The following is a 26163-nucleotide window of genomic DNA, read 5'->3' on the forward strand; positions in this document are numbered from 1 at the left end:
GGATCGCTCGGCTACCGTGGGGAATCACAGCGGCACGAGACGTAACTCCTGGGTTGCATTGCCCTGCACCTGCGACCACAGGACAGTGGCGAGCCCGTACGGCGCGATGCCGCATGACGGCAACGGAGCCCTGTCCCGCAAGCCACAAAAGTCATGCACAACCCCACCAACCCCCGATGATCGACGTAAAGCGTTGCTATGGTCACCTCCCGTAATCGCCTGTCGGGATCCATGACTCGTTGACGGGGGTCGGCCGATGGTTGTCTACGTGCTCGCTGCGGTGTCCGCGGTCGGGGTGGTGCTCCTCGCGAGCCGGCTGGTGCGGGGCACTCCCGACCCGGATCCGGACGGCCCCACCGTGGGGCACACCGGGTCCATGGTGTCCGCACTGTTCCTGCTGGCCTTCGCCATCGCGATCGTCGTGCCCTGGACGACGATCGACGCGGCCCGCCAGAACACCTACGCCGAGAGCCAGGCCGTCGCGGAGGCGTACTGGTCGGCCGCCCTGCTCCCCTCCCCCGTCCGCGAACGGACCCAGATGGGCCTGCGCGACTATGTCGAACTGGTGCGCGGCCAGGAGTGGGATCTGATGGCCGACGGCCGGCTCAGCGGCGAGGGATGGGCCCGGCTCGAGCGGATGCGGCGCGAGGTCACCGCCCTGCGGGCCGAGGAGGACGAGGCCCGGGAGCATCGGACGGCGGTGCTCGACCACATCCGGGAGATCTCCGCCGCCCGCCGCCAGCGCGCGATGGACGCGGCCACCGCACCGCCCCCCGGCCTGCTGGTCATCACGGTGCTGACCGGTCTGGTGGTCGTGTTCCTGCCGTTCCTGTCCGGCGCCCGGCCGCGCGGCATGACGCTCGTGCCGCTGACGTTGATGAGCGCCCTACTGGCGATCGGGATCTACCTGGTCTTCGACATCTCCCAGGTCTTCTCCGGCGCCCTGGCGGTCCAGCCGGACGCGTTCACCGGCGTGCTGCCGGAGTTGCGGCGCATCTCGGCGGGCGGCTGAGCGTGCGCGCCCTGTCCTCGGCCGTCCTGGCCGCCGCTCTGCTCGTCCTGGCCGCCGCCCTGCCCGTCGTCCCGGCCGCCGCCGAGACGTCCCGGCCGGCCGCGGTGGCGGGTCCGGGCATCTGCCTCCGCCTCGACCTCCTCGTGAAGATCCGGATCAGGATCGGCGACGCGTCCTGCGACCACCCGCCGAAGCCGAAGCCACCGAAGCCCCCAAAGCCCTCAAAACCGTGCCCGCCGAAGCCCTCGCCGACTCCACCGGAGCCACCGCCTCCTCCGAAGCCCTCACCGTCCCCGCCAAAGCCGTCCCCGCCGAAACCGTCTCCACCGAAACCGTCCCCACCGCAGTCGCCCGAGCCGACGACTCCCCCGCCCACGCGGTCACCGTCGCCCACCAGGTCGGCGATACCGCCGGACCGACCGCGGGCGGCCAACATACGGCCGGTCCTCCCCCGGCCCGTCGTGCCGGAGCCCTCGGTGGTGCCGAGTCCTTCTCCGACGGTGCGCCTCCAGCAGGTGCAGCGTCCGACGGTCCCGGAGCGGCGGCGCAACCCGATGGGCACGGTCCTGGTGATCGTGGTGCTGGCCGTCGCCATCGCCTGCGGCACCGTCCTGGCCTTCAGCCGGTAAGCCCCGCGTCCGGCCTGCTCCGGCCCGTCCCGTCCGGCAAGCCGGGGCCGAGCCGGAGCAGGCCGGACACATACGCCGAACGGGCCAGGGCGTAGCCGTGCGTTGAGCGGACCGAAGTGAAGGACCTACGCCGAACGAACCGAAGCAGAGGGCCTATGCCGAACGGGCCTGGGCGGGGGCGTGTCAGCGGGGGAATCGGTTCCGGGGCGGCCGTGCGGTCAGCTCGTCATAGCCGAACACCGGGCCGTTCCGGCAGGCGAGCAACGCCAGGTCACCCGAACCGGTGGCCCGGGGGCCGACCCGGCAACCTCCGCAAACCGCGTCCGTGCAACGGATGAGCGAGTGGGCCGACAGTTGGATCCGGTGCGCCGCGAGCCCGTGTCCAGCCAGCGCGTGAGCGGCCTCCATCATCATCGGCATCGGCCCGGCCAGCATCGCCACCGTATCGGGCGGCAGGGACGGCAAGTCCTGGACGACGCCGGCCATGGACAGGCCCGACCCGGCGGCGATGGTGACGTCCATTCCCCGCGCCACCCACAGATCAGCGTCAGAGTGCAGCGGAAGGGATTCGGGCGTGCGGCCGCCCGCCCACAACTTTGTCCCGGTGTAGCGGGCCGTGCCCGACAGCACCTGGTCCAGCACCGGCCGCAGCGCGGCCAGCCCCGCCTCCCAGGCGACGAGCAGCAGTGTCCGCCCGGCCGCGGCCGCCAGGTCCCATCCGGTGCCGAACGGGCCGTGCACCGCCAGTACCGTGCCAGGCTCTCCCAGGGGGCCTCCGCAGGGCACCCGCAGCGTGGTTACCTCCAGGTCGCAGGAGGCGCCTCCGGTGACGGCCGCAACCCGCACTCCCGCCTCGGTCTGCAGCACCCAGTACTGTCCCGGCAGCGCCCGCGGGACGGGCGCGTCCGCCTCCAGCGGCGTGAGGACGAGCGACACCATGCCGGCGGTGAGAGGGTACCGGGCCAGCACCCGATACGGCCGGGCCCTCATTCCCGATGCCCGTTCGTCATCCGGCATGCCTCGATCCTCCCGTGGAGTCACCGATCATCCTGCCCCGGGCCGCTCCTCCCCGGCCAGGGGCCATGGTCCCGGACCGGCCCGGTCCGGGACCGGCCGTCCCGGCCGCCGGGAACCTCCAAGATCGTTCCCAACTGCCGCCGGGACCATGCGACCACCCGAACGAAAACCTCGTTTCCACCATAGAGGCCGGCCCGCGCCAGATGATCGCCGGGCATGCCACCACCGGGACGGCAGCCGCCGGTACCGGTCCGCCATGCCCTGTTTCAACGAAGGTGGTGCGAGTCCGAGGCCATGGCCTGGGCCGCATCAGATCGAGTGAGACGACCCAGGTCGCCTGCGCCTCGGTGAACCTGATGCCGGCAAGGCGCAACGGCCGTTCGCTCAAGCCGGCTGCCGGTCCTTTCGCCCCGCGTTGCGGGGGTGGTGTCAGGGGCATGGCCGGCATCGCTTTGGTCGCCGCGTAGTCAGAGACTTACGGAGTAGTCAGAGACTTACGGACGTGCCGGACCGTGGAGACCTGGGCGGGCTGGCCAGACCGGACGGCGGCATCGACTTCATGGACACCGGGATCAGGGGCCGGAACCTCGGCGTCGGGAGCTTGGTGCGGATCCGCGCTGTTGGTCTCAGCCTCGGCCGCTGATTCGCCGGGCTCTGGCCCGGTATCCATCCAGGTGTTCGGCAGGGTCGCCCGCCAGGGGCTCCAGTGCCCGCGTCAGCAGCTCCGCGTCTCCGGCGGGCAGCCGCAGCAACGGGCGCCGCAGCCGTACGCTCCAGGACCGGGCGTCGGGGAACGCCTCCAGCCGCTCCACCAGAGGCTGCAGCTCCACCCCGCTCCCCCACGGGGCCAGCGCCTCGATCCGCAGCTCGCAGCCGCGCGGGAACGAGCGCTCCCCGAACACCACGGGCTCGTCCAGCGCGACGACCGGCGAGGCCACGACCGCCCGGGCGATCACCCGTCCCCGATCCCGCGTCGGGTTCCCGAACGCCCCACGCGTGGCGTACACCAGCAGGGTGTCGCCTTCGGCGAGCCGGTCCACCTCGGCCCGGGCCGTCGGCGGGAACGCCATCCGCCGCTCGTCCAGCACCCACGCGATGGCGTCACGGTCCCCCAGGTTGACTTCCTCCCCACGGCTAAAGCCGGGGGATTCCAACCAGCTCGAAAGCGAGTCGGACCGGTACTGCCTCGCGGGGTCCCGGGAGTTCCTGCTTCACCGACCGGGTAACCCCGAGGTCTCCACAGGCTGGCACGGCGTGTCCCGCCGCGCTGAGGATGTTCTTCGCGGCGTTCACGTCGGCGTGGCCCCGGTGGCCGCAGGCCGTGCACACGAAGACCGCTTGGCTCTCGCGGTTCTTGGCGTCCACGTGCCCGCACCGGTTGCACGTCTGCGACGTGTACGCGGGGTCGACCAGGACCACTTGGGTGCCGGTCGAGCGTGCTGCGTTACGGATGGCCAGCTCCATGCGGTGCCAGCCCTTGTCGAGGATCGCCCGGTTCAGTCCGGCCTTCTGGCGGACGTTGCGGCCGGGCTCGGCCTCGGTGCCTTTGGCGGAGGCCGTCATGTTCTTGGTACGGAGGTCTTCCAGGACGACCACGCTGTGGCGGGCGGTGAGGCGGTTCGCGGTCCAGGCGGTGAAGTCGGCGCGCCGGTCGGTGACCCGGACCATGATCCGGCTCATCGAGGCAACCGTCTTGCGGCGGTTGGCCGAACCCTTCCGGGTACGAGCGAGGCGCTGCTGAAGACGCCGGTACCGGGTCTTCTCCCCGGTGGTGGCGAACTCGCGGTCGTAGAACTTGCCGGTGCTCGTGGTCGCCGCGACGACAACGCCCCGGTCGATCCCGACAGGCGTGCCCGCGTGATGCCCGGGGGGCAAAACACCGTCCTCGACGAGGAAGGAGATGTACCAGTGCCCGGCCTTGCGGGACACGGTGGCGGAGCGGACCTCACCGCCCGGGTGCCGGGACCAGCGGAAGACGACCCAGCCCAGCTTGGGCAGCTTCGCCCGCCCCCGCTTGCGGTTCAGCCGCTCCACGGTGATGAGGTTCCCCGCCGGGAACCTGAACGAGGGGTTCCAGCGGGTCTTGGAGCGCCAACCGACCTTGAATGTGCCGTGGGTCCGGCACGCCTTGTCGAGGTCCTTCAGCGTCTGCTGGAGAACGTGCGAGGGGGCCGCGCGCAGCCACTCGTGCTCGCGCTTGGCGTCGGCGAGCTCGGCGGCTTGGGGGACGTAGTTCATCCACGCCCCGCGCCGCCGGTACTCCCGGCGCTGCTCCAAAGCGGTGTTCCACACCGACCGGCAGATGTTGCCGAACTCCTCGGCCATCTCGGCCTGCTCAGCCGTGAGGCTCAGGCGGTACTTCCTGCCCACCAGCATGGGACACCCCCTCTCAGACGTTCTTCTGGTTCTCGAGGTACTTGTTCACGACATCCAAAGGCGCGCCGCCGACGGTGGCGACGAAGTAGCTGTTGGTCCACAACGTCGGCAGGCGCGACTTCAGCGCCGGGAACTCCTCCCTCAGCACGCGAGAAGACCGTCCCTTGATCGCTTTGACGAGCCGGTGCACGCCGAACTGCGGGTCGACCTCCACCAGGAGGTGAACGTGGTCCGGCATGACCTCCAGCTCGACCAGCCACGCGCCTTTCTCGGCGACGACTTCCCGGACGATCTCCTTCAGCCGCGCCTCGATCGGTCCGTCCAACACGCGGCGCCGGTACTTCGGGCACCACACCACGTGAAAGGCGCACTGGAACGTGATGTTGGCGTTCGAGCGCAAGGTAACCGCCACGAACCTGACTATACAGTGTGGAGCTATCTAATGGTGGGCTGGTGCGGGCATCGCCGTGGGACGGCTATCCCCAGGGCTAAAACCCGGGATCTGCGCCGCTACCGAGAACAGATCAGCAAGTAGCACTCGTTCACAGCCCAACCGTAGCGGGAGCCGCCGCACCTGCGGCGATCTTCCGCGGGCGTCCCGGGAGCGCGGTGCGGGGCTCACGGCGCGGCGCTCACGGCGCGGGGCTCACAAGGCGTGCTGGCCGGTCCGTACGATCTCGCGGCCCAGCGGCATCAGCGAGATCGGGATCATCTTGAGGTTGGCGACGCCGAACGGGATGCCGATGATCGTCAGCATCAGCAGCGCCCCGGTGACCAGGTGCGTCAGCGCCAGCCACCAGCCGACGACGATGATCCAGATGACGTTGCCGAGCAGGGAGAAGGTCCCCGCGCCCGGTCTGTGCACCGTGGTCCTGCCGAACGGCCACAGCACGTAGTTCGCGATCCGGAACGAGGCGATGCCGAACGGGATCGTAATGATGAGGATGCAGCAGATGACACCGGCGGCCACGTACCCGAGGGCCAGCCAGAACCCGGCGAGCACCAGCCACAGGACGTTCAGGAGCGTCCGCATGAGACCAGTCTAGAAGCCGGTCACCTGCCGTGGTCGTCCACAATCCCCGGGTAGCGGACGGTCGGCGTGGACGGTCCGGGCCGTTGCCGGGGCTACGGCGGTGACGTGGGGAGCTGCGGGGTGGCGTGGATGATCTTCAGCGGGGCTCGGCCGTACCTGCGGGGCAGTTCCCGGGTGGCCTTGGCGACATCGTCGGTGCCGACCACGACGGCGGTGCCGTCCGGGCGGACGGCGAGCGAGGTGATCGAGACGCCGCGCTCGCGCCAGTAGCCGGTGTCGTCGCGCAGGCGTGCGGCCAGCCGGTCCAGCTCCCGGGCCGAATGCGGGGCGTCGTGCAACCGGGTCGGGACGTCGCCGAAGCGGGCGCGCAGGTCCGCGTCCAGCGCGCTGGAAGGGCGCCGGTAGACGATCACGACGGACCGGGACGGGTCGATCTCGACGCCCGCGTAGTGGTCGGGGAAGGAACGTCGCAGATGGGCGTCGATGCGTGCCGCGGCGGACGCCAGCGCCGACTGGTCGGGCAGCGGGGAATGGCTGCTCGACCGGCTGCCCGGCGACTGCCCGGGACCGCCGGAGGTCGAGGTGCCGCATGCCGCGGCGGCGACCGGAAGGACGGCCAGCGCCAGCGCGGCGGCCACGGAACGGGCTTTGCTGTCCATGTGATCATCTCCGCAGGTGGACGGGTACGGCGGACGGGGCCAGGCACCTTCGCCCTGGCCCCGCCGTTCCCTGCCGTACGGACGGGATTCCTCAGCCGGTCACGATGGACACCCCGAAGGCGGCCACCGCGTTGCTCCACGGGGAGTAGTACATCCGCCAGGCGCAGGTCCGCCCGGAGGTGACGTAGCCGGTGCACGGGACGGAGGTGCCGGTGTCGATGGCGGTGTTGACGCCGGCCGCGTACACCTGGGCGGTGTTGGAGGAGTTGACCACCTCGACCGCGCCGCCGCTGTCGCCCTGGCCGACGGCGTTGGTGTGGGCGGCCTGCTCGGCCATGACGGTGTTGTTGATCCAGTAGCCGACCCAGATGTTCACCCCGGTCTGCTTGACCTGGATGTTGCAGTTGGTGCCGGAGTAGGCGCCGGAGGTGCACACCCACAGGCCGACGTAACTGCCGATGGTGCCGATCACCGGGTTGCTGAACTCGTTGGAGGTGTTGCCGATCTGGTTGTTGAAGACCCGGCCGGCCGAGCGGGCGTTGATCAGCAGCACGTCACGGGCGTCGTCGTCGTTGGAGACGGCGCCCATGACCTCGCCCGTCGGGTCGGTGGCCGTGTTGCCCACCGCGGCGCAGTGCCCCGCCGAGAGCATCTTGGTCACCCCGGCGTGCAGCACGGCGAACCCGGTCGAGCAGCCGCCGCCGTTGGCGGCGTTGCGCCAGGCCGCGCCACCCCACCACGGCGCGGAGTCGTTCCAGCGGGTGGCCAGGGCCGGCCGGACGCCCCGCTGGACGGTGACCGGCACGGACACCTCCTCGGCCGCCGCCCGGGCGGACTCGATCTCGGGCCCGGAGACGGTCAGGCCGGAGCCGTCGGGCGTGGGGGCGACCGCCGTGATCCGGCCGCCGGCCCGGCGGGTGAGCTTGGCGGCCTCGGCCGACAGCTGCCGGGCCGAGTGCCGCGCCGAGATGGTGCGGATGGGCACGTCCCTGCGCAGCCCGGTGACCAGGGCGTCGATGGACCGGGACGGCCGACCCTTCCAGTACAGACGCAGCTCGCGGTCCTCCGGCGCCAGCACGACGCCGGCGTAGCCGGAGCCGCCGCCGCTCCGCGCGGCCGCGGTGATGCGGTCGGCCGCGTTCACCAGCTTGTCCTGGAACGCCAGCAGCTCCTTCCAGGAGGCGAAGCCGCCCGGCACCGAGCCGGTCTGCTTGATGGCCTTGGTGGTCAGGTCCTTGTCGGGGGCTTGGGCGAGGACGGCCGGCATGCCACCGGTCGCCGTGGCGACCAGTACGGCGGCCAGCGCCACCGCGGCACGGCGAACGATGCGCGGTGATGTGACGCCGGCCCGTGAGACGACCTTCACTGACTCCTCCGATCCGTTGCGAACTGAAGCAGCATCACTTTATCGATGTTGGAGCAGATCGAACGGTTTGCAATATGTGGGCGACATGCAACAGAATTACCACCTTGACATGCCACGAAGAAGTGGTAAAGGAGATCGTTTCACACCCTGGGGGGATTGATCAGAAACACCACCATAGGGTGAGGAAAATCCTTAATGTCCGGACTTTTCCGGAGGTTTCGCTTCCGCTGTCGTGAGGACGTGTGACCGGCACGGGAAGATCTCACGAGATCATGTTTGTGACGCCGGCGGTGCCGCATCGGTTTCCCGTGTTTCCGCGTTCGATAGGTGGCGCGGGGCGTCCGGTACGGACCGCGGTCTCCACAGCGCTGCGCCGCACTCATGACATATTGCATTGGCGCCCCGGTAATTCCGCATGCTGTTCGCCGTGGCCCTTACCACGTTCGAGGCCGGTCACGTCCGGCATCGGAGGGCCGGCGGGCCGCCCCCGCCCACCTGACCGCCCACACCTTGGCCGCCCACACCTTGGCCGCCCACACCTTGGCCGCCCACACGCTGGCCGTCACACCTTGCCATCACGCCTTGGTCGTCCACGCCTGGGCCGTCCGTACCTGGGCCGTCCGTACCTGGGCCGTCCGTACCTGGGCCGTCCGTACCTGGGCCGTCCGTACCTGGGCCGCCCACACCTGGCCGTGCGGGACCAGCGGCGCGGGACCAGCGGCGTGCCGCCCCGTGGACGGGCACGGGGCCGCAGGTTCGGCATCCTTCGGTGCCCGGATCCGGGGCGACGGCTGGTGCGGTGGCCGGGGTCCGGAAAGGACGGGGCCGGCCGGGTCGCCACGCGACTCGGCCGGCCCTCGGAGAAGCGGCTTGGAGAGCTCCCTGCGCTCCCGGCCTTCCACGGCGGTGAAGACGTCCGGACCGCAGAGGAGGATTCGGATCGTGATCGGCCATCGCGGCGGCAACGGCGTCGTTCGCCACCCGCCGCCCCGCCCCCAACGGCCTGAACGGCTGCACGGGAGCTCCTGGCGCTCGGCAACACCCGGCCAGCCGGACAGTTGGGAGCGGAAGGCTTCCGCCCCCGTCTCTCAGCGCCCTTCCTCCCGCCGTGCCGGTGAGCAGGTGATCCAACGATCGACGCGAACGGCCGTTGCCTCAGAAGCCGCCTCGGCCGGCAGCGGCACTAGCGCACGTTCTTGCGGCTGTGCTTACGGTCGCTCTTACGGTTGTGCTTACGGCCGTGCTTGGAGCCGTCCTTACGGCCGTCCTTGCGGCCGTGCTTGGAGCCGTCCTTACGGCCGTCCGTGGAAACGGGGCTGTACCCGTAGCCATCCTCGGGCGTGGGGCCGTACCCGTAGGCGTCATCAGGCCCAGGGCCGTACCCGTAGGCACCCTCAGGTCCGGGGCCGTACCCGTAGGCACCCTCGGGGCCAGGGCCGTACCCGCGGTCGTCCTTGAAGACGGGAGCGTATCCAGGACCGTCCTCGTACCCGTACCCGCGCTCATCCTTGCGGCCCTGCTTACCGCCCTGCTTACCGCCCTGCTTGCGGCCATGCTTACGGCCGTCCTTGGGGCCGTACCCATAGTCGCGCCCGTAAGCGTCCCTGCGACCGTCCTCGTAGCCGTCCGAGTGGCCGTACCCGTAGCCGTCGGATTGGCCTCGCTCGTAGCCGTCCGAGTGACCGTGCTCGTAGCCCTCCTTGTGGCCTCGCTCGTAGCCCTCCTTACGGCCGTCCTTGCGTCCACTCCCGTAGCCGTCCTTGCGGCCGTCCTTGTAGCCCTGGCCGTACCAGTGGTCGGGACCTTGCTCACGACCGTGCCCGTGGTCACGCTCAGAGGCCTGCCCGCGCTCAGGACCGTGCTCGCGCTCGGGGGCGTGCTCACGCCCAGGGGCCTGCTCACGCTCGGGGGCGTGCTCGCGCTCGGGACCGTCCCCACGGGCCTGGGCATGGCCGCGCTCAGGTCCGTCCTCCTGGCCTCGCCCGTGATCCTGCCCGTGGTCGCGCTCAGGCCCGAGCCTGTAGTCCTGGTCCTCCTTGACACCGGTCGTGGAGGAGAACCTGCGGTAGTTCCCGTCGGCGTCCCTGTAGATGACTTCGCGCTGGTGTCCGCGCTTGGACCTGCGACTGTCCTTGCGACCGTGCTCGTTCTTCTCGTCCTTGCCGTCCCCGTGAACGCCCTGGAAGACATTCCTGAGGTAGTGGTCCCAGTGGTCCAAGGCGCATTTGTCGTCGTAGCGCCCGTCGAGCAGCTTATGCCGCCCGCGGCACTCTTCGCCGTCACCGTCGTTCCAGCCCGTTATGGCCAGAACGTCGTCGTTGACACTCGCCACGGCGGGCGGTGCCGACAGCAGAAAACCACCGACGGCGGCGGACGCGACGCCGGCCACGGCCAGTCGTTTCATCATCTGAGCCTCCCAGCCCATTGTTGAAAGGGTTCCCGCGCCCGCGAGACGCAGGGCACGGCTAGAGATAACCCACCCTCACACCGCTCACGCGGCCCACGGCAAACAACTCCCGCACTTGGCGAGATCATTGCCGCCCATCGGGAACAGCACACGAAAAGCGCGGGACGCACCCTTCCAGAAATGGCGGAAGCACGGAACACCGACGTTTTCCCACCGGACCGGCCGGAGCGGTGCCACCTCCCCGAACCCGGCCGAACACCGCCCGATGCCCAGGAGGCCGACCTCGGCCGGTTCCCTTCGCCATACCGTTCGAGGATGAGGCCGCGTCCGACCGAGCCGGTCACGGCTCCGCCCCGGGTCCAGCGAGGGGCCGAGCCCGGCAGGGGGCAGAACATCGGATAACCGGCGGCCAGGCAGCGAAAGCTCACGGCCGTACAGGAGCAGGAGCACCACCACACGTCCAGGAACCTGACAATGGCGCCGGCCCGCGGACCTCCTCGACGCCGCCGAGAAGAGGCTCCACGCCGACGAACGACCTACGCCTCCGCTCGAACGGACCGTTCGCCGTAACGGGCCTTGACGTGTACTGCGCGCCGCACCAGCTCGATCACCTCAGATATCGCGGTACGGAAGGACCGACCATCACTCCGGCCGCCGGATCCCGGACGGGTCTGCCTGATCGCCTGCCAACTCCCGGGCCAATGCCCGGATCTGCGCACGCAGTCCCGGCAAAGGAGCGCTCAGGTCCACGGAGGTCTCGACGATGCGGACATCCTCGGTGCCCACGACCCGACAAACATGAGGTGGTCAAGGCGGTCGGGGAGGCCGGGGTCACAGCAGGCCGTCTAGGTAGCGGCGGTACTGCTCGATGAGGGTCTGGCGGGGCATGGGCGGCCAGGCGCTCAGGCGGCCGGTGCGGCGGTCGATGACCAGCAGCGGGCCGGCCGGCTCGGCGGTGGTGGTGGTGGTGAACGCTCGCGCGACGTAGCCGTCTTCGAAGGTGTCCACGGCGACCAGGGAGGTGGGGCCGCCGCGGGCGTTGAAGTAGTGGTCGGCGCGTCGCCAGGCCTCGGCCCGGTCGATTTCGCCGGGGCGTGCCGCGTAGGCGTCCAGGACGTTGAGGATGTTGTTCAGGGTGCGGCATTGGTGGCCGCCGCACTCGCGGCACACGCGTGGCGCGTCGGGCTCGGTGACGGGCTGGTGGATGTCCAGTACCGACGACAGCGCGGCGGCGCAGGCCAGTACCAGCCGCCGGGAGTGGCGCAGGAAGTCGGCGGTGTGCGCGTCGAGGCCCTCGGCGAGCTGGACGACGGTGTCGATGGCGGTGTTGTCGGCGCGCAGCGCGGCGTTCAGCACCGAGCAGACCCGGGCGTGCAACTGCGGATGCTGGTGAACGACCGGAGCCTTCACACCGGCCACCTCCCCGCGCACGCGAAGGCGCACCGGCCGGGAGCGACGGCGCCGGGCACGGCTGTGGTAACGCCGACGAGGTGTTCGACCGGCAGCGGGCGAACGCGGATGCGCAGGCCCGGACGAAGCCGGGCGGCGGGGGCCTTCATGCCGACCACTTCCCCGCGAACACGGCGGTGACGGTGCGGCCCGCAGAGTTGCCGTGCCATCCCCAGCTCTCGGCGGTCAGGGAGACGGTGCGCAGGCCGCGCCCGGACTCGGCGAGCGGGTCGGCGTCGCGGGCGACCGGCTCGTCCGGCCCGCCCTGGTCGGCCACCGAGACGGCGATCCCGCCGTCACCGCACAGCACCTCCACGGTGAACGACCCGCCGGCCTGCCCGGACTTGGTGTGCCGGACCGCGTTGACGACCAGCTCGTCGGTCGCGAGGAGGACGTCGTCCAGGAACGGGCACCCGTCCAGCAGGCAGGCCACGAAGCGGCGGACGGCACGGGCCTGCATCGCACCGCCGGGGAACTCTCGCCGCCAGTACAGCGGCACCGCCTCGGCAGCGGGAGGACTCATCAGGAGCACGGGAACACCTCCGGGGAGAACGATCAGCACGCGATCCACCGACCGGTCACGCACTGCGACTACAGGTTCACACCGTCACCCTTCTCCGAACCGCCGATTCGGTACCTGACCTCGGCGTCCAGGGTGGTTTTCGCCGCCGGGCACCTGAACGGCCCGGCACCGTGACGGTTCTTTTTCTGGCCACATGCGGCCTGTTCGATCTCTTGTAGATATGCCCTGACCAGCCAAGTTGTGAGTTATACGTCGAGTAGTCAGCCAATTACAGTCATTACGGCCCAGGGCGCGCCCCTCACGGAGGTCAACGATGTTCAGCCCCTATGTCCGCCGACTCCGTCTGGCCGCTGCGCTGCGCAAGATGCGTGAGGACCGCAACCTCACGGCCGACGAGGTGGCCAAAACCGTCTTCCAGTCACGGGGAAAGCTCTCGAAGCTGGAGACGGCGCAGACCCGCCCCGAGGCGTTCGAGATCATGGACATGCTGGAACGACTGAACGTCACCGGCAAGGAGTACGACAACATCATCAACCTGGCCCGGACCGCCGCTCAGAAGGGCTGGTGGGACCAGCACGCCCAGGTCATGGGTCCTCGGCAGCGCATCTACGCCGACCTGGAATCCGGCGCAGAAAGCATCTGCGGGTACGAGGCAGTCGCCAGTCCGGTGATGGCCCAGACACCCGCATACATCGAGCACATGGTCGAGTTGAACAAGGGCGAAGGCCCCCTTACATACCGGCCTGACCGCATGATCGAAGCGCGGATGCGGCGTCAGCGCTGGCTCCTCAGCCAGGAAGGGCCTGCCTGCGACATCATTCTCGACGAAGTCGTGCTCTACCGAGTCAGCGTGCCACGTGTGGTGATGAGCGCCCAACTCCGACACATGGCCGACCTCGTGTCAGAGGGGCACGTCTCCATCCGGGTACTCCCCTACAACGCCACGCTAGACGGAGGCATGCCGCCCAAGTCTTCCTTCAACCTGTACACCTTCCCGGACAAGAGGGATCCGAAGGTAGCTGTAGTCGACACCGTCACCACAGACCTAGTCCTCACAGACAGAACTCAGGTGGCAAGGTATACAAAGCTGTACAAACACCTCTGTCAGGCTTCACTGTCCGCCGAGGACAGTGTGGCCTTCTTCCGCGAGGTAGCCGACAGGTTTGATCGAGAGACGGGATCGAGTACGTGACCGCCAAGTACATGCAGTGGCGCAAGTCCTCGCGCAGCACACCAGATGCCAACTGTGTCGAAGTGGCGCGAGCCCTTGACGGAACCATCGGCGTACGCGACACCAAGGGAGACCCCACCGCCATCCTGGAAGTACACCCCCAAACATGGCGCTCACTCCTCGCCTCCATCAAAGAAGTAGAGGCATGACCCGCTCGTACAGCCGGTGGCGTAAGTCCAGCCACAGCGACCCAGACGGCAAGTGCGTCGAGGTCGCCCGAGCCGCTGACGGCACGATCGGCGTACGCGACCCCAAGGGAGACCCCACCGCCGTCCTGGAAGTGACTCCGCAGGAGTGGGCTCGTCTCCTGGCCCAGGTGAAGGCGCAGGACGCCTGACCGATGTTCGTGAGCGGCGGCGTCGGCAGCGGACCGGGCAAGATCACCGCCGTTACCCTCGCACGGTGACCGGTCTCGGCTTCCACCGCCTGACCGATGTGGTCGTCCGGGATCCTCTTCGTGCCGCACGGCGGAAGCCGCAGTCGGGGATCTCATGTCCCAGGTAGGGTCGGGCCGTCCTCCGCCTGGTCGGAGTGGGACCCGGAAAGTCGGCCAAAGCCGTGGCCGGGGCGATGGGGAAGTGCCTGGGCGCCGTGTCCGGCGTCGGAGGGCCGGCTTTCGGGATTCGCGATGATCCGGGCGGCGGCGGAGCGTGCCTGCCGGAGGATCTCCATCGCCTCCACCTTGGCCCGGTGCAGCATCTCGTCCGCCTCCCGCCGGCTCTCGGTGATCGCCTGATCGGCGGTCTGCTGGGCCAGGGTGAGCACCCGCGAGGCGGTGTCCAGACCGTCGACATCCTCGATCGCTTGGGCAACGGTGACGGGGACGGTCGGCTCCTCCTGCTCGATCCGGTCGAGGAGGGCTTCGAGGGCCCGGCAGCGGAGTTCGGCTCGGACGCCCTGCTCACGGATCCTCTCCAGCTCTTCAGTGAGGTCGGCGATCTCTCCGGTCAGACGGTCGATCTCGGCTTGCGCCACGACCCGGTCCTCGGCCCAGGCGGCCCGCAGCCGTTCCCGGTCGGCGGTGAGCCTGCGGACCCGCTCCTCAAGGTCGCGGGCGTGCCGTTCGACCTCCCTCAGCCGGATGACCGCCTGCTCGAGCTCGTCGGTGACCTTGCGGACCCGGTATTCCTGGGGATGGGCCACCTCCAGGGCGCGCAACTGCAGTTCCGCCAGGTGTTCACGCACGGCCGAGGTCAGGGGCCTGCCGTTGTCGTCGTACCACGTGGCGAGGGCGTCCAGCAGCCACTGATCACGGGGCACCCGCTGACCGCTCAGGTACCGCGAGACCGTGCCCTTGTCGATGTGGTGCACCCGCGCGAACCGGCTGACGGACAGACCGGTGGCAGCGAACAGGGAGCGCAGCTCGGTCGCCCAGTCCCGCACCTCGGGGCTGAGATCCGGGGGCAACGGCTGCAGCGGGGAGCGCGGCGCGGGAACGATCTCGGTCACCCGCACCATCTTGAGCGCTCGCGTTTCCCCCCCGCATCGCGAACGGGGCAGCCCGTGTTGTCAGCCCGGCGCAACGCCCGATGCGGGCTGGTGCAACCGCCGCGCGATCGGCTTCCTTGGTCGATGTCCCGGCCCCGATCCAGGAAGCGACCATGTGCCGTTCTCCGTTTCCCGCCGCACGTCACGGCAGAGCCGCCTTGCTCCTCGGGCTCCTCTGCGTCGCCGCCCTCGTGTCCGCCGCCCGCCGGCGGCCCTCCCGAAGCGGACGTCATCGGGCTCCCCGGCGAAGCCCAGGCGCCACCGTACGGTCCGCGCTCTTCAGGCCGACCAGGTGGAGGCGCCCTGCCAGAACGCCGTCCGGCAATGGACCCGGCGGCACTGGCTGATCGTCGCCCAACACTGCGCCGAGGCGCTGCGCCTTGACGGCGGCGGCCAACCCCGGCCGTTCCTCGGGTGACTTGGCGAGCAACTCCAGAACCAGTCGTTCGATGTCTTCGGGTACGTCGGAGCGGAGTTCGCGCAGCTTCGGCGGATCGTCCTGGACGTGAGCCGGCGTCAGGGCGGTGAGGTTGTCGGTCGTTTCGTCGAAGACGGGAGTGCCGATCAATTCAGTGGTCACTCCAGGTTCTGTGTCCGGTTGTGGCCATCAGGCGGAGCCGGCCCGGCCATGCCGCGAACGTCGGCATCACATCGGCCATATGAGGCGGACAGAAAATTGGATATGCGTTCGCCCCGCAGGGATACCGGTAGGGCACTACGGGGTGGAGGGACAGCCGGGAAGACGTTGAACAACGCACATGCCCGGATGCGCATGGTCCTGTGATGTTCCCATGGGATGACGATGACCTGCAGAGACTTCCATACAGGCGATGACGGAACCGAGTCCGCCCGCCCACATGGAGATCATCACCGAGATTTCCGGAACGTTCCCGGATTGCACGTTCCAAGCTGCCGCACCGACGGCGTGATCCCGGGCGGCTCCTCTCGCAGAAGATCGAGAATCAACCTCGCCAAGACCCTTAGAGATCCAAAACAACTCTGACAAATCGACCGTTTCGACGGGGCATTGGCATTCCCAGGTACGCATGAGAAGCTGACAGTAAATGCGGGGAGTGGGGGGAAGGAGCCGGACCATGCGGAGACCCTGGGAGGCCGACCCCTCGGCGGGGTTCCGGCGGAGGCTGGGCGGGACGGCCGCCGAGCTGGGCAACAGCCGGCTGGACGACGACTGCCCGGACATCTGGGAGCTGGACAACGGCGATGTGGCCGTGATCGGGCGGGACCTCACCGAGGCGTACGACGGGCGGCTGCCGGCCGGAGTGCGGATCGGCCACGACGAGCGGCTGGTCATCCTGCCCGGGAACATGCTCCGGGCCGCCAAACGGGACATCCCCGATGCTTGAGCGGCTGCGCGAGGTCGAGGGCACCGTCCTGGACCGCCCCGCCTACCACGCCGACTCCGCCCGGGAGAAGGCCCGCCTCACCGGCGTGATCTGGAAGCTGGAACGGGCCCAGCACTTCAGCGAGCCGCACGACCCGGCCTGGCAGGCGCTGATGGACGGCGACTGGGACAGAGCACTGCGGATCTTCGAGGAGGAGCGTCCCGGCGTCCGCGAGAACGCGCGCTCCTACGCGCGGCGCGGCACCCCGTTCCGGCGGCTGCGCGTGGTCGAGCGTCCCGTCAGCCGCTATCTGCGGTGGGAGATGCACTACTTCCGGATCCTGGCCGAGGAGGGCTTCGAGCTGCGGGTCATCGACGCCGCGCGGCTGGCGGAGCTGGAACGAGAGCAGCCCGTCCCCGAGGTCGTGGTCCTGGGCGAGAAGGTGCTCTACCAGGTCCGTTACGACGAGCAGTGGGCGCCGTGCGGTGCGCGCCGCATCACCGACCCGCAGGCGGTCAGGGCGACCGCCGCGCAGATCGCGGCGTTGTGGGAACAGGGCGAGCCGCTGATCGACTTCTTCCACCGCGAGATAGCGCCGACCACCGTCTCCACCTGCTGACGCCAGGGGTCCCATGCCGTCTTCGCGCAGACCCGCCCGTCAGGGGGCCCGGCGGTGGTCGTCCATCGCGCTGATCCTCGTTCTGGTGGCGATCGTCGGCGCGTTCGGCGTCTCCCCGTTCCTGCTGGACGCCTACGACGGCTCGGCCGCGCAGTGGGAGCGCCGCAGCCTGATCGGGCAGACCTACGGGGCGGCCTCGGCGATCCTGTCCGTCCTGGCGCTGCTCGGGGTGGTGGTGACCCTCGTCCTGCAGGCCAGGGAGACCGCCCTGGCCCGCGAGGAGGCGCGGCGGACCGCGATCGCCGACCTGCTGCGGATGGCCATGGACGACCCCGATCTGGACGCGTGCTGGGGACCGGTGCCCGCCGGCCAGGATCTGCGGACCCGCAGGCAGCAGCTCTACATCAACATGATCGTCTCCGAGTGGCGGATGTCCTTCGAGACGGGGGCGCTCGGCCCGGCCCGGCTGCGCGCCATCGCCGCGGAGATGTTCTCCGGCGAGCCCGGCCGCCTGTACTGGGAGTCCGCCCGCCACCGCCGCCTGTCCACCTCCCAGAGCCGCAAGGCCCGCCGCTTCCACGAGATCCTGGACGAGGAGTACCGACGGATCCACCCCCCTCCTGACCGGCGGCCGGGCGGTTCCACGGTGGGGGGCGGGGAGCTCTAGCCTGGCCGGGTGGAGGACATCGGGGAGCTGGCGGATCGGTTGCGGGAGTTCGCGGTCGCGCGGGAGTGGGAGCACTATCACACGCCCAAGAACCTGGTGATGGCGCTGGCCGGTGAGGTCGGTGAGCTGGTCGCCGAGTTCCAGTGGCTGACGGCCGAGGAGTCGGTCCGCGTCATGGACGATCCGGAGGCCGCCTCGCGGGTGCGCGCCGAGCTGGGTGACGTCTTCGGCTATCTGGTCCGGCTGGCGGACGTGCTCGGCGTGGACCTCCTCGACGCGGCGGCGACAAAGCTGGAGGCGAACGAACGACGCTACGACCCGGCCACCTACCGCGGCACGTTCCGCAAGGCGCCTCCGCTCCCCTGACCCCGGCCGTACCGGCGGGCACGGAGAGTTTCGCGGACCGGCGGCGGGAGGATGTCCGGGGCGGGCCGGTGGCTTCGACGTCTCTGGTGGAGGGCGCCGGGAGGTGTCCGCGGAGAGGAGCAGAGCGTGAAGTACATGATCATGCTGTACGGGTCGCAGCAGGATTACGACGTCCTGGCCGGTAAGGACGCCGACGGCAAGCCCGCCTGGGCGGCGCAGGACGTGGCGCGGATGCACGAGTTCATGGGGGCCTGGAACCAGGGCCTGGTGGAGTCCGGGGAGTTCGTCGACGCCCAGGGCCTGACCGCTCCCGTCCACGCCCGCCGGATCCGGTTGCAGGACGGGGTTCCCGTGGTGACCGACGGGCCGTACCCCGAGACCCAGGAGGTGCTGGCCGGCTACACGGTCGTCGAGTGCGAGAGCTTCGACCGGGCCACCGAGATCGCCGCGCACCTGGCGAACACCCCCCGTCCGGAGGGCGCGGCCCTGGAGCACGAGTGGTACGTGGACGTGCGGCCGATCGCCGACTCCCACGCCGAACTGGAGCTGTGACGGCCCCCGTGCCCGGCACCGAGGTCGAGGACCTGCTGCGTCCGCTGGCGCCGCAGGTCCTCGGCGCGGTGGTGCGGCGCTACGGGCACTTCGATGTCGCCGAGGACGCGGTGCAGGAGGCGCTGCTGGCGGCCGCCGTGCAGTGGCCCGGGGACGGCGTCCCGGACAGCCCGCGCGCCTGGCTGATCACGGTCGCCTCGCGCAGGCTGACGGACCTGCTGCGCAACGAGCAGGCCCGGCTGCGCCGTGAGGACGCCGTCGCCCGGTGGACGCTGCCCGACCAGTGGCTCGCGCCCGCCGCCGACCGGGCGGCCGCGGGGGCGGCCGACGACACGCTCGTCCTGCTGTTCCTGTGCTGTCACCCCGCACTGTCCCCGGCCTCGCAGATCGCGCTCACCCTGCGGGCGGTCGGCGGCCTGACCACCGCGGAGATCGCCCGCGCGTTCCTGGTGCCGGAGGCGACCATGACCCGGCGCATCAGCCGGGCCAAGCGGCTCGTCAAGGAGAGCCGCATCCCGTTCGCCCTGCCCACCGGCGCCGAGCGCGCCGAACGGCTCGGCGCCGTCCTGCACGTCCTCTACCTGATCTTCAACGAGGGGTACGCGGGCACCTCGGGGCCGAACCTGCAGCGCACCGAGCTGTCGGCCGAGGCGATCCGGCTGGCCCGCCTCGTCCACCGGCTGCTGCCCGACGATGGGGAGGTGACCGGCCTGCTGGCGCTCATGCTGCTCACCGATGCCCGCCGCCCCGCGCGCACCGGCCCGCACGGCGAGCTGATCCCCATGGCCGAGCAGGACCGCGCCCACTGGAACGCCGACCAGATCACCGAGGGCGTCGCCCTCCTCTCCCAGGCGCTCCCCCGGGGCAGGCCCGGCCCGTACCAGCTCCAGGCGGCGATCGCCGCGGTCCACGACGAGGCGCCCAGCGCCGAGGCGACCGACTGGCCCCAGATCACCGCCCTGTACGAGCTGCTGATGCGCATCTCCGACAACCCCGTGGTGGCGCTGAACCACGCCGTCGCCGTGGCCATGGCCCAAGGCCCGCACACGGGCCTGGCCCTGCTCGAAGGTCTCGGGGCCGACAAGCGGATCGCCGAGGACCACCGGCTGCACGCCGTCCGCGCCCACCTGCTGGAGATGGCCGGTGACCATGCCGCGGCCCGTGACTCCTACGAGGCGGCGGCCCGGCGGACGACCAGCCTCCCCCAGCAGCGCTACCTCCGTACCCGAGCCGCCCGCCTGGCAGACGACCGGTGACCGCTCGGGTGCTCTCCTGGTGATCCGGCCCGCACCTGCCCGCCGCTGACGTAGGGGACGGGCTCCTTCTGGGCGGTTCGCTCCTGCGGTTCCGTCGGTGGGCGGGGCTAGGCTGCCGGGCATGTCGAAGATCATCGACTATGGGCGGTTCGCGGAGCGGCTGGCCCGGGTCATGCCGCGCTGGGACGAGCGGGAGCGGATGCCGCAGGCCGAGTTCGCGGCGCATCTGGCCGACACCGGGCCACGGTGGGAGCTGCTGCGGGAGTTCCAGCAGGAGTGGGGGTACGAGCCGCCCGGCGGGGCGCCGTCCTGGCCGCGGTGGTCGGAGGACGCGCACAAGGAGTACCTGCGGCGGCTCAAGGCGGAGGCGACCGGGGAGGAGGAGGATGACGAGTTCGCCGGGGTCGATCTGGCGTTGCCGATCCCCCGGGCGCTCGACGAATGGTGGGATCTGCCGTTCAACTCCTTCACCTATCAGCCGCGGCTGTACTGGACGAATCCCGAGTGGCCGCCCACGGTGCGGCCCGACCCGTCCGGTTACGGGGTCTCCGAGGGGCTGCCGGAGGACAACCCGTTCGTGGGTCCGGGCGAGGATCTGCGGGTGTGCGTGTTCAAAGCCGAGTACCAGTACTGCAACGAGTGGGGGTACCCGGCCGCCGAGGCGCACCTCGCCGACCCGCGGGTGCTGGTGAGCACCGAGGACGGCTGGGTCGTGCAGAGCGGGTCCATCTCGGAGTTCTTCCTGCACCTGGCGCTCGAACGGCTGCCCCCGCACTTCGGGTGGACCCTGGAGTTCACCTACGGCGACTTGAAGGAGGACCCGGGACTGGTGGAGCGGGTACGGGCCGCCTACCCGGAGATGGGGCTGCGTCCGTGGCGGGAGCTGGCGCAGGAGGCGTACACCTATGGCGCGCCCGACGCGATCATCCGTCATGACGTGGGCGAGGGCGACTACCCGCTGAGGGTCTTCGGCCGAAACCGCGCCGCCTTGGAGCAGGTGGTACGGACACTCGGGGTCGAGCCGACCGAGGAGATGTTCTCGCCGCCCTATTACGAGGGGGCCTGGCTCGACCTCGCCCCCATCACGCTGGCCGTGGGCGACGCCGACGACGAGGGACGCTGGAAGGTGCGCGAGAGCCGCACGCAGCCACCGGTCACCCTCCCCGACGGTCCGGCCCCCCTCGGCCGCCCGGTGGAGACGCCGGTGGCCGGCCCCGGCGACCCGGCCGAGATGTCCGATGGCCCGGAGGCCATCGGCCCCGGTGGCCCGGTCCGGGCGGCGGACGACTCCCACGACCTGGTGACGGCCGTCGGTCGTGATGGGGGCCTGCTCGCCGCCGGGGGCCGGGACGGCGGCGTACGGGTGTGGTGGGACGGGGACGAGCGGGGCCATGCCCTGCATAACGGGCCCGTCACCGCCCTGGCCTGCTTCAACGTTCCCGGTGGGGCGCCGGTCGTGCTGAGCGGTGACGAGCGGGGGGCGCTGCGGCTGTGGGATGTGCGGCGTGAGCCGCTGGCGCGGCAGTACGCGCGGCGTGCGGCGCCGGTCGTGGCCGTCGCGGCGGGGAAGCCGCCCACCGGGCTCGCCTTCGCGGCGGCCTGGGCGGACGGGCTCGTACGGCTCTGGGACGTCGACTCGGGTGAGAGCGCCGACCTGAAGCTGGGCACCGGCATTGGCGCGCTGGAGCTGGGGGACGACGGCACGCTGACCGTGGGCGGCGGCCACGGCACGGTGGTGCTGGAGTTGAGCCCACAGCGGCTGTGGCCCCGGCGTGACCTGGTGCTCCGGCTAGAGGAGACCGACTGGGACGGGCTCGAAGCCGCCGAGGGAACCGCCGGCGAACTGCCCGACGAGATCCTCACGGTCGCGTTCGGCAGGGAACGCGAGGCCGAAGAGGCGCTGCGCAAGGTACGGCGGGCGATCCATCGGCCCGGCGCGGCCTTCCCTGCCACCGCCCCGGCCGCCGCGGTCCTGCTGGACGTGGCCGCCGGACCCGCCTGCCAGGTCCGGGTGTCCGTGCTGTCCCTGCTCTCCAACGTCGCGGACGTCCTGACCGACGATGAGATGCCCACGGGTGAAAGCGCCGTCCGACGTCTGGCGCAGGCGACGTTCGAGGCGGTCGAGGCCAGGGTGCCGATGCTGCTCGGCCTGCTGGACGACCCCGACCCGCTCGTCCGGGGCGCGGTAGCCGTCGTCCTGTCCTCCTTCCCCGGGCACCGGCCGCCGCTGGTCCCCGTCCTCCGGGAGCGGGTGGCCGGCGAGACCGACCCGGGCGCGGCCGGGGCGATGGTGATCTGTGTCGGGGTGCTGGCCCGCGACAGCGGCGAGCCGGTGGTGGAGTGGCTCACCGGCCTGCTGGCGGAGGAGCACAGCCACGAGGTGCGCATCGCCGCCGCGCTAGCCCTGCTGGAACTCGACCTGGAGGAGTACCCCGACGGCCTCGCCCCGGCGATCGCTGAGGCCGGCCGGGAGTCGGCGCTGGACGCCCAGCTGTGGACGGGCTCCAAGAGCGGCGCCGAACTGCTGTACTCGATGATGAGCATCCGGCTGCCCGCACAGGTGGACTTCGTCCGCTTCGGTCTGGCGGCTCCCGGCGTCTCCACCGTGGTCCGTACGGTCGAGCATGCCGGTTTGTCGATGCGCAGGTGGCGGGCCGCCCCGGAACGGATGCTGCCGCTGCTCGCCGAACTGCTGCACGAGGAGGAGCCGCAGATCCGGGCTGCGGCCGTCACCGAGATCTCCAAGGCCGGTCCCGCCGTGGCCGCGATGGCCGACGCGCTGGTGCCGCTGCTCGGCGACGAGGACGAGACCGTCGCGGCGGGCGCGCTGGAGGCGCTGGCCCGGGTCGGCGACTCCCGCTGCCTGCCCGTCCTGATCGGGTCCGGCATGCGGCGCTGTTCGGAGTACGCCGTCGCCGGTATGGCCGCGCACGCCACGGAGCTGCTGCCGCACCTGCGCGCCTTCCTGGGCGCCTCCTCCGGTGCTGGTCCGGGCGCCGATCTGGGCGCCGCGGGTCACGAGGACGCGCGGCTCACCGCCGTACTGCACGGGCTGCGGCACTGGAATGTCGCCCCGCTGCTGCCCGAGCTGCTGGGCCTGCTGGAACGCGGCGTGGCCGTAGCGGACGTCGCCTCGTTGCTGGCCGGGCTGGGCGCGGCGGCGTCCGATGCCGTTCCCGCGCTGCGGGCCAGGCTGGACGACGACATCCCGCAGATTCGCCGGGACGCCGCCTGGGCACTGTGGTGGATCACCGGAGACGCCGGGGAGCCGCTGCGCGTCCTTGGGCCGTGCCTGTCTGAGACCCTCGACGACACCACTGCACAGCGGCTGTTCGACCTCGGTACGGCCGCCGCCCCGGCCGCACCGCTGGTCGAGCCGCTGCTTGAGGACGAACGGACGGCCGGGGCCGCCGCATGTGTGCTCTACCGGTCGACCGGGGACACCGAGCGCACCCTCCCCCACCTGACGGCCGCCGTCGCGGCGACCCCGGTCGGCATGCTCGCCATCCGCTGCCTCACCGAGATCGGCTCACCTGCCGCCGCCACGATCCCGGCCCTGCAACGGATCGCCGGCTCCGCGTACGTCCAGGCCACCGCCCCCGAGGACGACCTCATCGCAACCGACCTGACCTACCGCGACCTGGCCGCCACCGCCCTGGCCCGCGTCACCGGCCCCTGACCACCTCCCACGAGAGGCGTGTCCGGCAACCGGTGGCCGGGGCCAAGCGGCACGAATTCACCTGGACGAACGCTTCACTTGACCTCGCGGAGTCTTCCGGTCTCAACCTCGTAGATGAAGCCGCGTACCTGGTCGGTGTGCGGGATGGAGGGGTCGGCCTTGATGCGGCCGATGGACTGGCGGACGTCCTCCTCCAGATCGGCGAAGGCCTCGGCGGACCAGTCGGGCTTGATGCCGGTCTCGGTCTGGATGGTGGCCTTGAACTCGTCGTCGGTGAAGGTGAGCATCCCGCAGTCGGTGTGGTGGATGAGGATGATCTCCCGGGTGCCCAGCAGACGCTGGCTGATGGCCAGGCTGCGTCGCTCGTCCGCGGTGATCACGCCGCCGGCGTTGCGGATGACGTGCGCGTCCCCCTCGTTCAGGCCGAGCAGTCCGTAGGGGTTGAGGCGGGCGTCCATGCACGCCACCACGGCCACGCCCTTGGCGGGCGGCAGGGGGAGGTGTCCCTTGTCGAAGGACGCCGCGTACCTCTCGGCGTTCGCGAGCAGCTCGTCGGTCACGCTCATGGGGTGCTCCTTATGTCTGGCGCCGGGCTCCGGACCGCACCTCCACCATATTCCCTACCAAGTTAATAGGCAATATGGACGCGTCCAGGCGGGGCGGGGTCAGTCGCTGAGCCCGATGTGGAGCAGGGTGGCCCATGCCTTGGTGACCAGCAGCAGGTCGTTCCACACGATGTCGTGGCTGCAGCACATGTCGGGCGGGATCTCGCGGTACGAGCCGCCGTGCGAGGACAGCTCGTAGGCGCGCCGGACCGGCCCCAGATGGGCCTCCAGCACCTCGGCGAGGTCGTCGGTGAGCGCGGTCACCCGTTCGATCTCGTCGGCGGACAGTTCCAGCTCGGGAGGATCTTTGGGCGGCCAGCTCCGGACGGTCGGGATCTGGGCATGGACCAGTTGGTGCAGCCGGTCGCGCCAGGGCCGCCCGACCCGTTCGGCGACCGCCGGGCACAGCGGGATCCCGGACGCCGTGTACAGGGCACCGGCCAGCTCGACCGGCGCGCGGGACGGCTCGCCGGCCTCCGTGACACCGCACAGGTAGATCGACACGACGTGATCGCAACCGGCGAGCAGTTCCTCCAGCGGCGCGGCGATCTCCGCGACGGCATCGGCGACTTGGTGGGACATGGCACCACACCCTCACAGAACGGAGTCGGCGGAGATACCTGATTTCCTCCCGGCCAAAGGAGCGCAGTGCCAGTCCGCCCCCTGACCTCACGCGACCCCGTACAGATCAGCGGATACCGGTTGCCGGGACGGCTCGGCGAAGGCGGACAGGGCGTGGTCTACCTCGCCGAGTACGGATCGGACGAGCAGGAGCCCGGCGAGCAGAGCCCGGAGGCGCAGGAACGCCCAGGGTGAGAGCCGGTCTGCCTCCTGAAGGTCGGACACTCCCTCACCGGACGGCTGCGCGAGAGGCGGGGTGCTCCTCCGGAGTCGGCCGGGCTGCGGAGGCGGCGGTCAGGTCGGTAGGCGTTCGGCGGTGGCCTGCATGTGGGCGGTGGCGTTGCGGGTGACGGGCTCGCCGTGGCCGAAGCAGGCGATCTCGGTGTCGAGGGTCGCCAGGCGTTTGAAGGAGGTGGCGGCCTCGGCGGTGTCGAGGTTGAAGACTCCAAGGATGATCGGGGTCTGCGGGTCCGGGGACTGCGGGTCGCGGGCGGCGAGGTCGCCGGTGAACAGTACGCGCGGTCCGGGCAGGTGGAGGGCGATGCTGCCGTCGGTGTGGCCGGGGACGGGCACCACGTGCGCCCCGCCGCCGAAGTCGAGGACGTCGCCGTCGTCGAGTTCGCGGTCGACGCGGACCGGCTCGGGGCGGCCGGGAGGGAGGCCGGCGTTGGCCCGTTCGAAGATGGGGCGTTCCCAGTCGGCCAGGTTCGGCGGCGGCTCGGGGGCCTCGCCTCGGATGATCGGCGCCTCGGCGCGGTGGGCGTACACGGTCACCTCTCCCCAGGCGGCGATCTCGGCCGCCGCGCCGACGTGGTCGACGTGGCCGTGGGTGAGCACCAGCCGCCGCACGTCCGACGGCCGGTGTCCGAGGGAGCGGATCGCTTCGGCGATCTGGGGGCCGGAGCCGGGGGCACCGGAGTCGATCAGTGTCAGCCCGTCGGGGTCCCGCCACAGGTAGACGTGCCCAACGGGGAAGCGGAGGAAGTACAGGTCGGTGGTCAGCCGGATGACGTCCATGCGGCCACGCTAGGAAGCCGTTCCGATCATGCCCAGGGAGCTACGCCCTCGGCGGATCGGCTGTGGGCGGAATCGGAGCGCCTGGAGCCGTCGGCGGAACCGGAGCGCGGGGAAGCGGTGCCGGGTCGGCGGACGCCATGTTCCGGCGCGTTGCCCGGCACCAAAAAGACTAATCGGCATAAATCCGGAAATTCATGGTTGATTGAGTTCACATGTGCTCTACTGGAGATCCACTCATCCGACGGCTG

Annotated in this window: 29 protein-coding genes; 14 read left to right on the forward strand and 15 right to left on the reverse strand. The window is 70.6% G+C overall.

What is annotated here, in order from left to right:
- Positions 1-268 precede the first annotated feature (268 nt).
- The gene (locus C4U03_RS26225; protein ID WP_235018139.1) at positions 269-1012 is read left to right on the forward strand and encodes a bestrophin-like domain; all 744 of its coding nucleotides are present in this window, start codon (positions 269-271) and stop codon (positions 1010-1012) included.
- Between the two features lie 479 nt (positions 1013-1491).
- The gene (locus C4U03_RS42030; RefSeq protein ID WP_235018141.1) at positions 1492-1641 is read left to right on the forward strand and encodes a hypothetical protein; all 150 of its coding nucleotides are present in this window, start codon (positions 1492-1494) and stop codon (positions 1639-1641) included.
- 183 nt (positions 1642-1824) lie between these two features.
- Here C4U03_RS42030 and C4U03_RS26235 read toward each other — a convergent pair whose 3' ends face one another.
- The gene (locus C4U03_RS26235) at positions 1825-2658 is read right to left on the reverse strand and encodes a ferredoxin reductase domain-containing protein (protein WP_146087532.1); all 834 of its coding nucleotides are present in this window, start codon (positions 2656-2658) and stop codon (positions 1825-1827) included.
- Positions 2659-3160: 502 nt separating this feature from the next.
- On the opposite strand from C4U03_RS26235, the gene C4U03_RS40625 reads away from it, so the two are divergent.
- The gene (locus tag C4U03_RS40625) at positions 3161-3301 is read left to right on the forward strand and encodes a hypothetical protein (protein ID WP_160147108.1); all 141 of its coding nucleotides are present in this window, start codon (positions 3161-3163) and stop codon (positions 3299-3301) included.
- Here C4U03_RS40625 and C4U03_RS26240 read toward each other — a convergent pair.
- From C4U03_RS26240 to C4U03_RS26285, 9 genes are all read right to left on the reverse strand, one after another.
- A complete protein-coding gene (locus C4U03_RS26240) occupies positions 3285-3746 on the reverse strand; it encodes a hypothetical protein (RefSeq protein WP_235018142.1) in 462 nt (153 codons plus the stop codon). The two genes, C4U03_RS40625 and C4U03_RS26240, sit on opposite strands and share 17 nt — an antisense overlap.
- Positions 3747-3792: 46 nt before the next feature.
- Positions 3793-5034, reverse strand: coding sequence for an RNA-guided endonuclease InsQ/TnpB family protein (locus tag C4U03_RS26245; RefSeq protein WP_103941125.1), 1242 nt, complete (start codon positions 5032-5034; stop codon positions 3793-3795).
- A 13-nt stretch (positions 5035-5047) separates the two neighbouring features.
- Entirely contained in the window at positions 5048-5446 is a 399-nt protein-coding gene (tnpA, locus tag C4U03_RS26250; RefSeq protein ID WP_103941127.1) for an IS200/IS605 family transposase, read from the reverse strand.
- Between the two features lie 234 nt (positions 5447-5680).
- Positions 5681-6067, reverse strand: a complete 387-nt coding sequence (locus C4U03_RS26255) for a YccF domain-containing protein (protein ID WP_103941129.1) — start codon at positions 6065-6067, stop codon at positions 5681-5683.
- A 92-nt stretch (positions 6068-6159) separates the two neighbouring features.
- Positions 6160-6726 (reverse strand): hypothetical protein, encoded by a 567-nt coding sequence (locus tag C4U03_RS26260; protein WP_103941131.1) that lies wholly within the window; start codon positions 6724-6726, stop codon positions 6160-6162.
- Between the two features lie 91 nt (positions 6727-6817).
- Complete coding sequence (locus C4U03_RS26265) at positions 6818-8092, reverse strand: chymotrypsin family serine protease (protein ID WP_103941133.1); 1275 nt, start codon at positions 8090-8092, stop codon at positions 6818-6820.
- A 1183-nt stretch (positions 8093-9275) separates the two neighbouring features.
- Positions 9276-10499 (reverse strand): FliH/SctL family protein, encoded by a 1224-nt coding sequence (locus tag C4U03_RS40055; protein WP_146087533.1) that lies wholly within the window; start codon positions 10497-10499, stop codon positions 9276-9278.
- Between the two features lie 831 nt (positions 10500-11330).
- On the reverse strand, positions 11331-11909 hold the full coding sequence (locus C4U03_RS26280; RefSeq protein WP_103941135.1) for a hypothetical protein: 579 nt from the start codon (positions 11907-11909) through the stop codon (positions 11331-11333).
- A 145-nt stretch (positions 11910-12054) separates the two neighbouring features.
- Positions 12055-12471 (reverse strand): ATP-binding protein, encoded by a 417-nt coding sequence (locus tag C4U03_RS26285; protein WP_235018144.1) that lies wholly within the window; start codon positions 12469-12471, stop codon positions 12055-12057.
- Positions 12472-12784: 313 nt separating this feature from the next.
- On the opposite strand from C4U03_RS26285, the gene C4U03_RS26290 reads away from it, so the two are divergent.
- The 3 genes from C4U03_RS26290 to C4U03_RS26300 are packed head-to-tail and all read left to right on the forward strand — an operon-like array spanning position 12785 to position 14039.
- Positions 12785-13663, forward strand: coding sequence for a Scr1 family TA system antitoxin-like transcriptional regulator (locus C4U03_RS26290; RefSeq protein ID WP_103941139.1), 879 nt, complete (start codon positions 12785-12787; stop codon positions 13661-13663).
- Complete coding sequence (locus C4U03_RS26295; RefSeq protein ID WP_235018145.1) at positions 13660-13851, forward strand: DUF397 domain-containing protein; 192 nt, start codon at positions 13660-13662, stop codon at positions 13849-13851. Before C4U03_RS26290 ends, C4U03_RS26295 begins: the two co-directional genes overlap by 4 nt.
- Complete coding sequence (locus C4U03_RS26300) at positions 13848-14039, forward strand: DUF397 domain-containing protein (protein WP_103941141.1); 192 nt, start codon at positions 13848-13850, stop codon at positions 14037-14039. The genes C4U03_RS26295 and C4U03_RS26300 overlap by 4 nt, the downstream gene beginning before the upstream one ends.
- 152 nt (positions 14040-14191) lie before the next feature.
- On the opposite strand, the gene C4U03_RS26305 is transcribed toward C4U03_RS26300, so the two are convergent.
- Both C4U03_RS26305 and C4U03_RS26310 read right to left on the reverse strand, forming a co-directional pair.
- The gene (locus C4U03_RS26305) at positions 14192-15151 is read right to left on the reverse strand and encodes a helix-turn-helix domain-containing protein (protein ID WP_146087534.1); all 960 of its coding nucleotides are present in this window, start codon (positions 15149-15151) and stop codon (positions 14192-14194) included.
- 268 nt (positions 15152-15419) lie between these two features.
- The gene (locus tag C4U03_RS26310; RefSeq protein WP_146087535.1) at positions 15420-15770 is read right to left on the reverse strand and encodes a protein kinase family protein; all 351 of its coding nucleotides are present in this window, start codon (positions 15768-15770) and stop codon (positions 15420-15422) included.
- 514 nt (positions 15771-16284) lie between these two features.
- Between C4U03_RS26310 and C4U03_RS26315 the strand changes: the two genes are divergently transcribed.
- From C4U03_RS26315 to C4U03_RS26345, 7 genes are all read left to right on the forward strand, one after another.
- Entirely contained in the window at positions 16285-16554 is a 270-nt protein-coding gene (locus C4U03_RS26315) for a hypothetical protein (RefSeq protein ID WP_103941147.1), read from the forward strand.
- On the forward strand, positions 16547-17152 hold the full coding sequence (locus C4U03_RS26320; protein WP_103941149.1) for a DUF6879 family protein: 606 nt from the start codon (positions 16547-16549) through the stop codon (positions 17150-17152). The genes C4U03_RS26315 and C4U03_RS26320 overlap by 8 nt, the downstream gene beginning before the upstream one ends.
- A gap of 13 nt (positions 17153-17165) precedes the next feature.
- Positions 17166-17819, forward strand: coding sequence for a DUF6082 family protein (locus C4U03_RS26325; protein WP_146087536.1), 654 nt, complete (start codon positions 17166-17168; stop codon positions 17817-17819).
- 18 nt (positions 17820-17837) lie between these two features.
- The gene (locus C4U03_RS26330; RefSeq protein ID WP_200827490.1) at positions 17838-18185 is read left to right on the forward strand and encodes a nucleotide pyrophosphohydrolase; all 348 of its coding nucleotides are present in this window, start codon (positions 17838-17840) and stop codon (positions 18183-18185) included.
- Between the two features lie 135 nt (positions 18186-18320).
- The gene (locus tag C4U03_RS26335) at positions 18321-18737 is read left to right on the forward strand and encodes a YciI family protein (RefSeq protein WP_235018157.1); all 417 of its coding nucleotides are present in this window, start codon (positions 18321-18323) and stop codon (positions 18735-18737) included.
- A complete protein-coding gene (locus C4U03_RS26340; protein ID WP_235018146.1) occupies positions 18734-19993 on the forward strand; it encodes an RNA polymerase sigma factor in 1260 nt (419 codons plus the stop codon). The genes C4U03_RS26335 and C4U03_RS26340 overlap by 4 nt, the downstream gene beginning before the upstream one ends.
- Positions 19994-20114: 121 nt before the next feature.
- On the forward strand, positions 20115-23672 hold the full coding sequence (locus tag C4U03_RS26345; RefSeq protein WP_103941157.1) for a HEAT repeat domain-containing protein: 3558 nt from the start codon (positions 20115-20117) through the stop codon (positions 23670-23672).
- A 74-nt stretch (positions 23673-23746) separates the two neighbouring features.
- Here C4U03_RS26345 and C4U03_RS26350 read toward each other — a convergent pair whose 3' ends face one another.
- The gene (locus C4U03_RS26350; RefSeq protein WP_103941159.1) at positions 23747-24238 is read right to left on the reverse strand and encodes a beta-class carbonic anhydrase; all 492 of its coding nucleotides are present in this window, start codon (positions 24236-24238) and stop codon (positions 23747-23749) included.
- A gap of 99 nt (positions 24239-24337) precedes the next feature.
- Entirely contained in the window at positions 24338-24859 is a 522-nt protein-coding gene (locus tag C4U03_RS26355; protein WP_103941161.1) for a hypothetical protein, read from the reverse strand.
- Positions 24860-24925: 66 nt separating this feature from the next.
- Here C4U03_RS26355 and C4U03_RS40630 point away from each other — a divergent pair, with 66 nt between their 5' ends.
- Positions 24926-25093 (forward strand): hypothetical protein, encoded by a 168-nt coding sequence (locus tag C4U03_RS40630; RefSeq protein WP_160147109.1) that lies wholly within the window; start codon positions 24926-24928, stop codon positions 25091-25093.
- A gap of 99 nt (positions 25094-25192) precedes the next feature.
- Here the strand turns inward: C4U03_RS40630 and C4U03_RS26360 are convergent, their stop codons facing one another.
- Positions 25193-25915 (reverse strand): MBL fold metallo-hydrolase, encoded by a 723-nt coding sequence (locus C4U03_RS26360; protein ID WP_103941163.1) that lies wholly within the window; start codon positions 25913-25915, stop codon positions 25193-25195.
- Positions 25916-26163 lie beyond the last annotated feature (248 nt).

Origin of the sequence: Thermomonospora echinospora (assembly GCF_900108175.1) — a bacterium.
Taxonomy (GTDB): domain Bacteria; phylum Actinomycetota; class Actinomycetes; order Streptosporangiales; family Streptosporangiaceae; genus Thermomonospora; species Thermomonospora echinospora.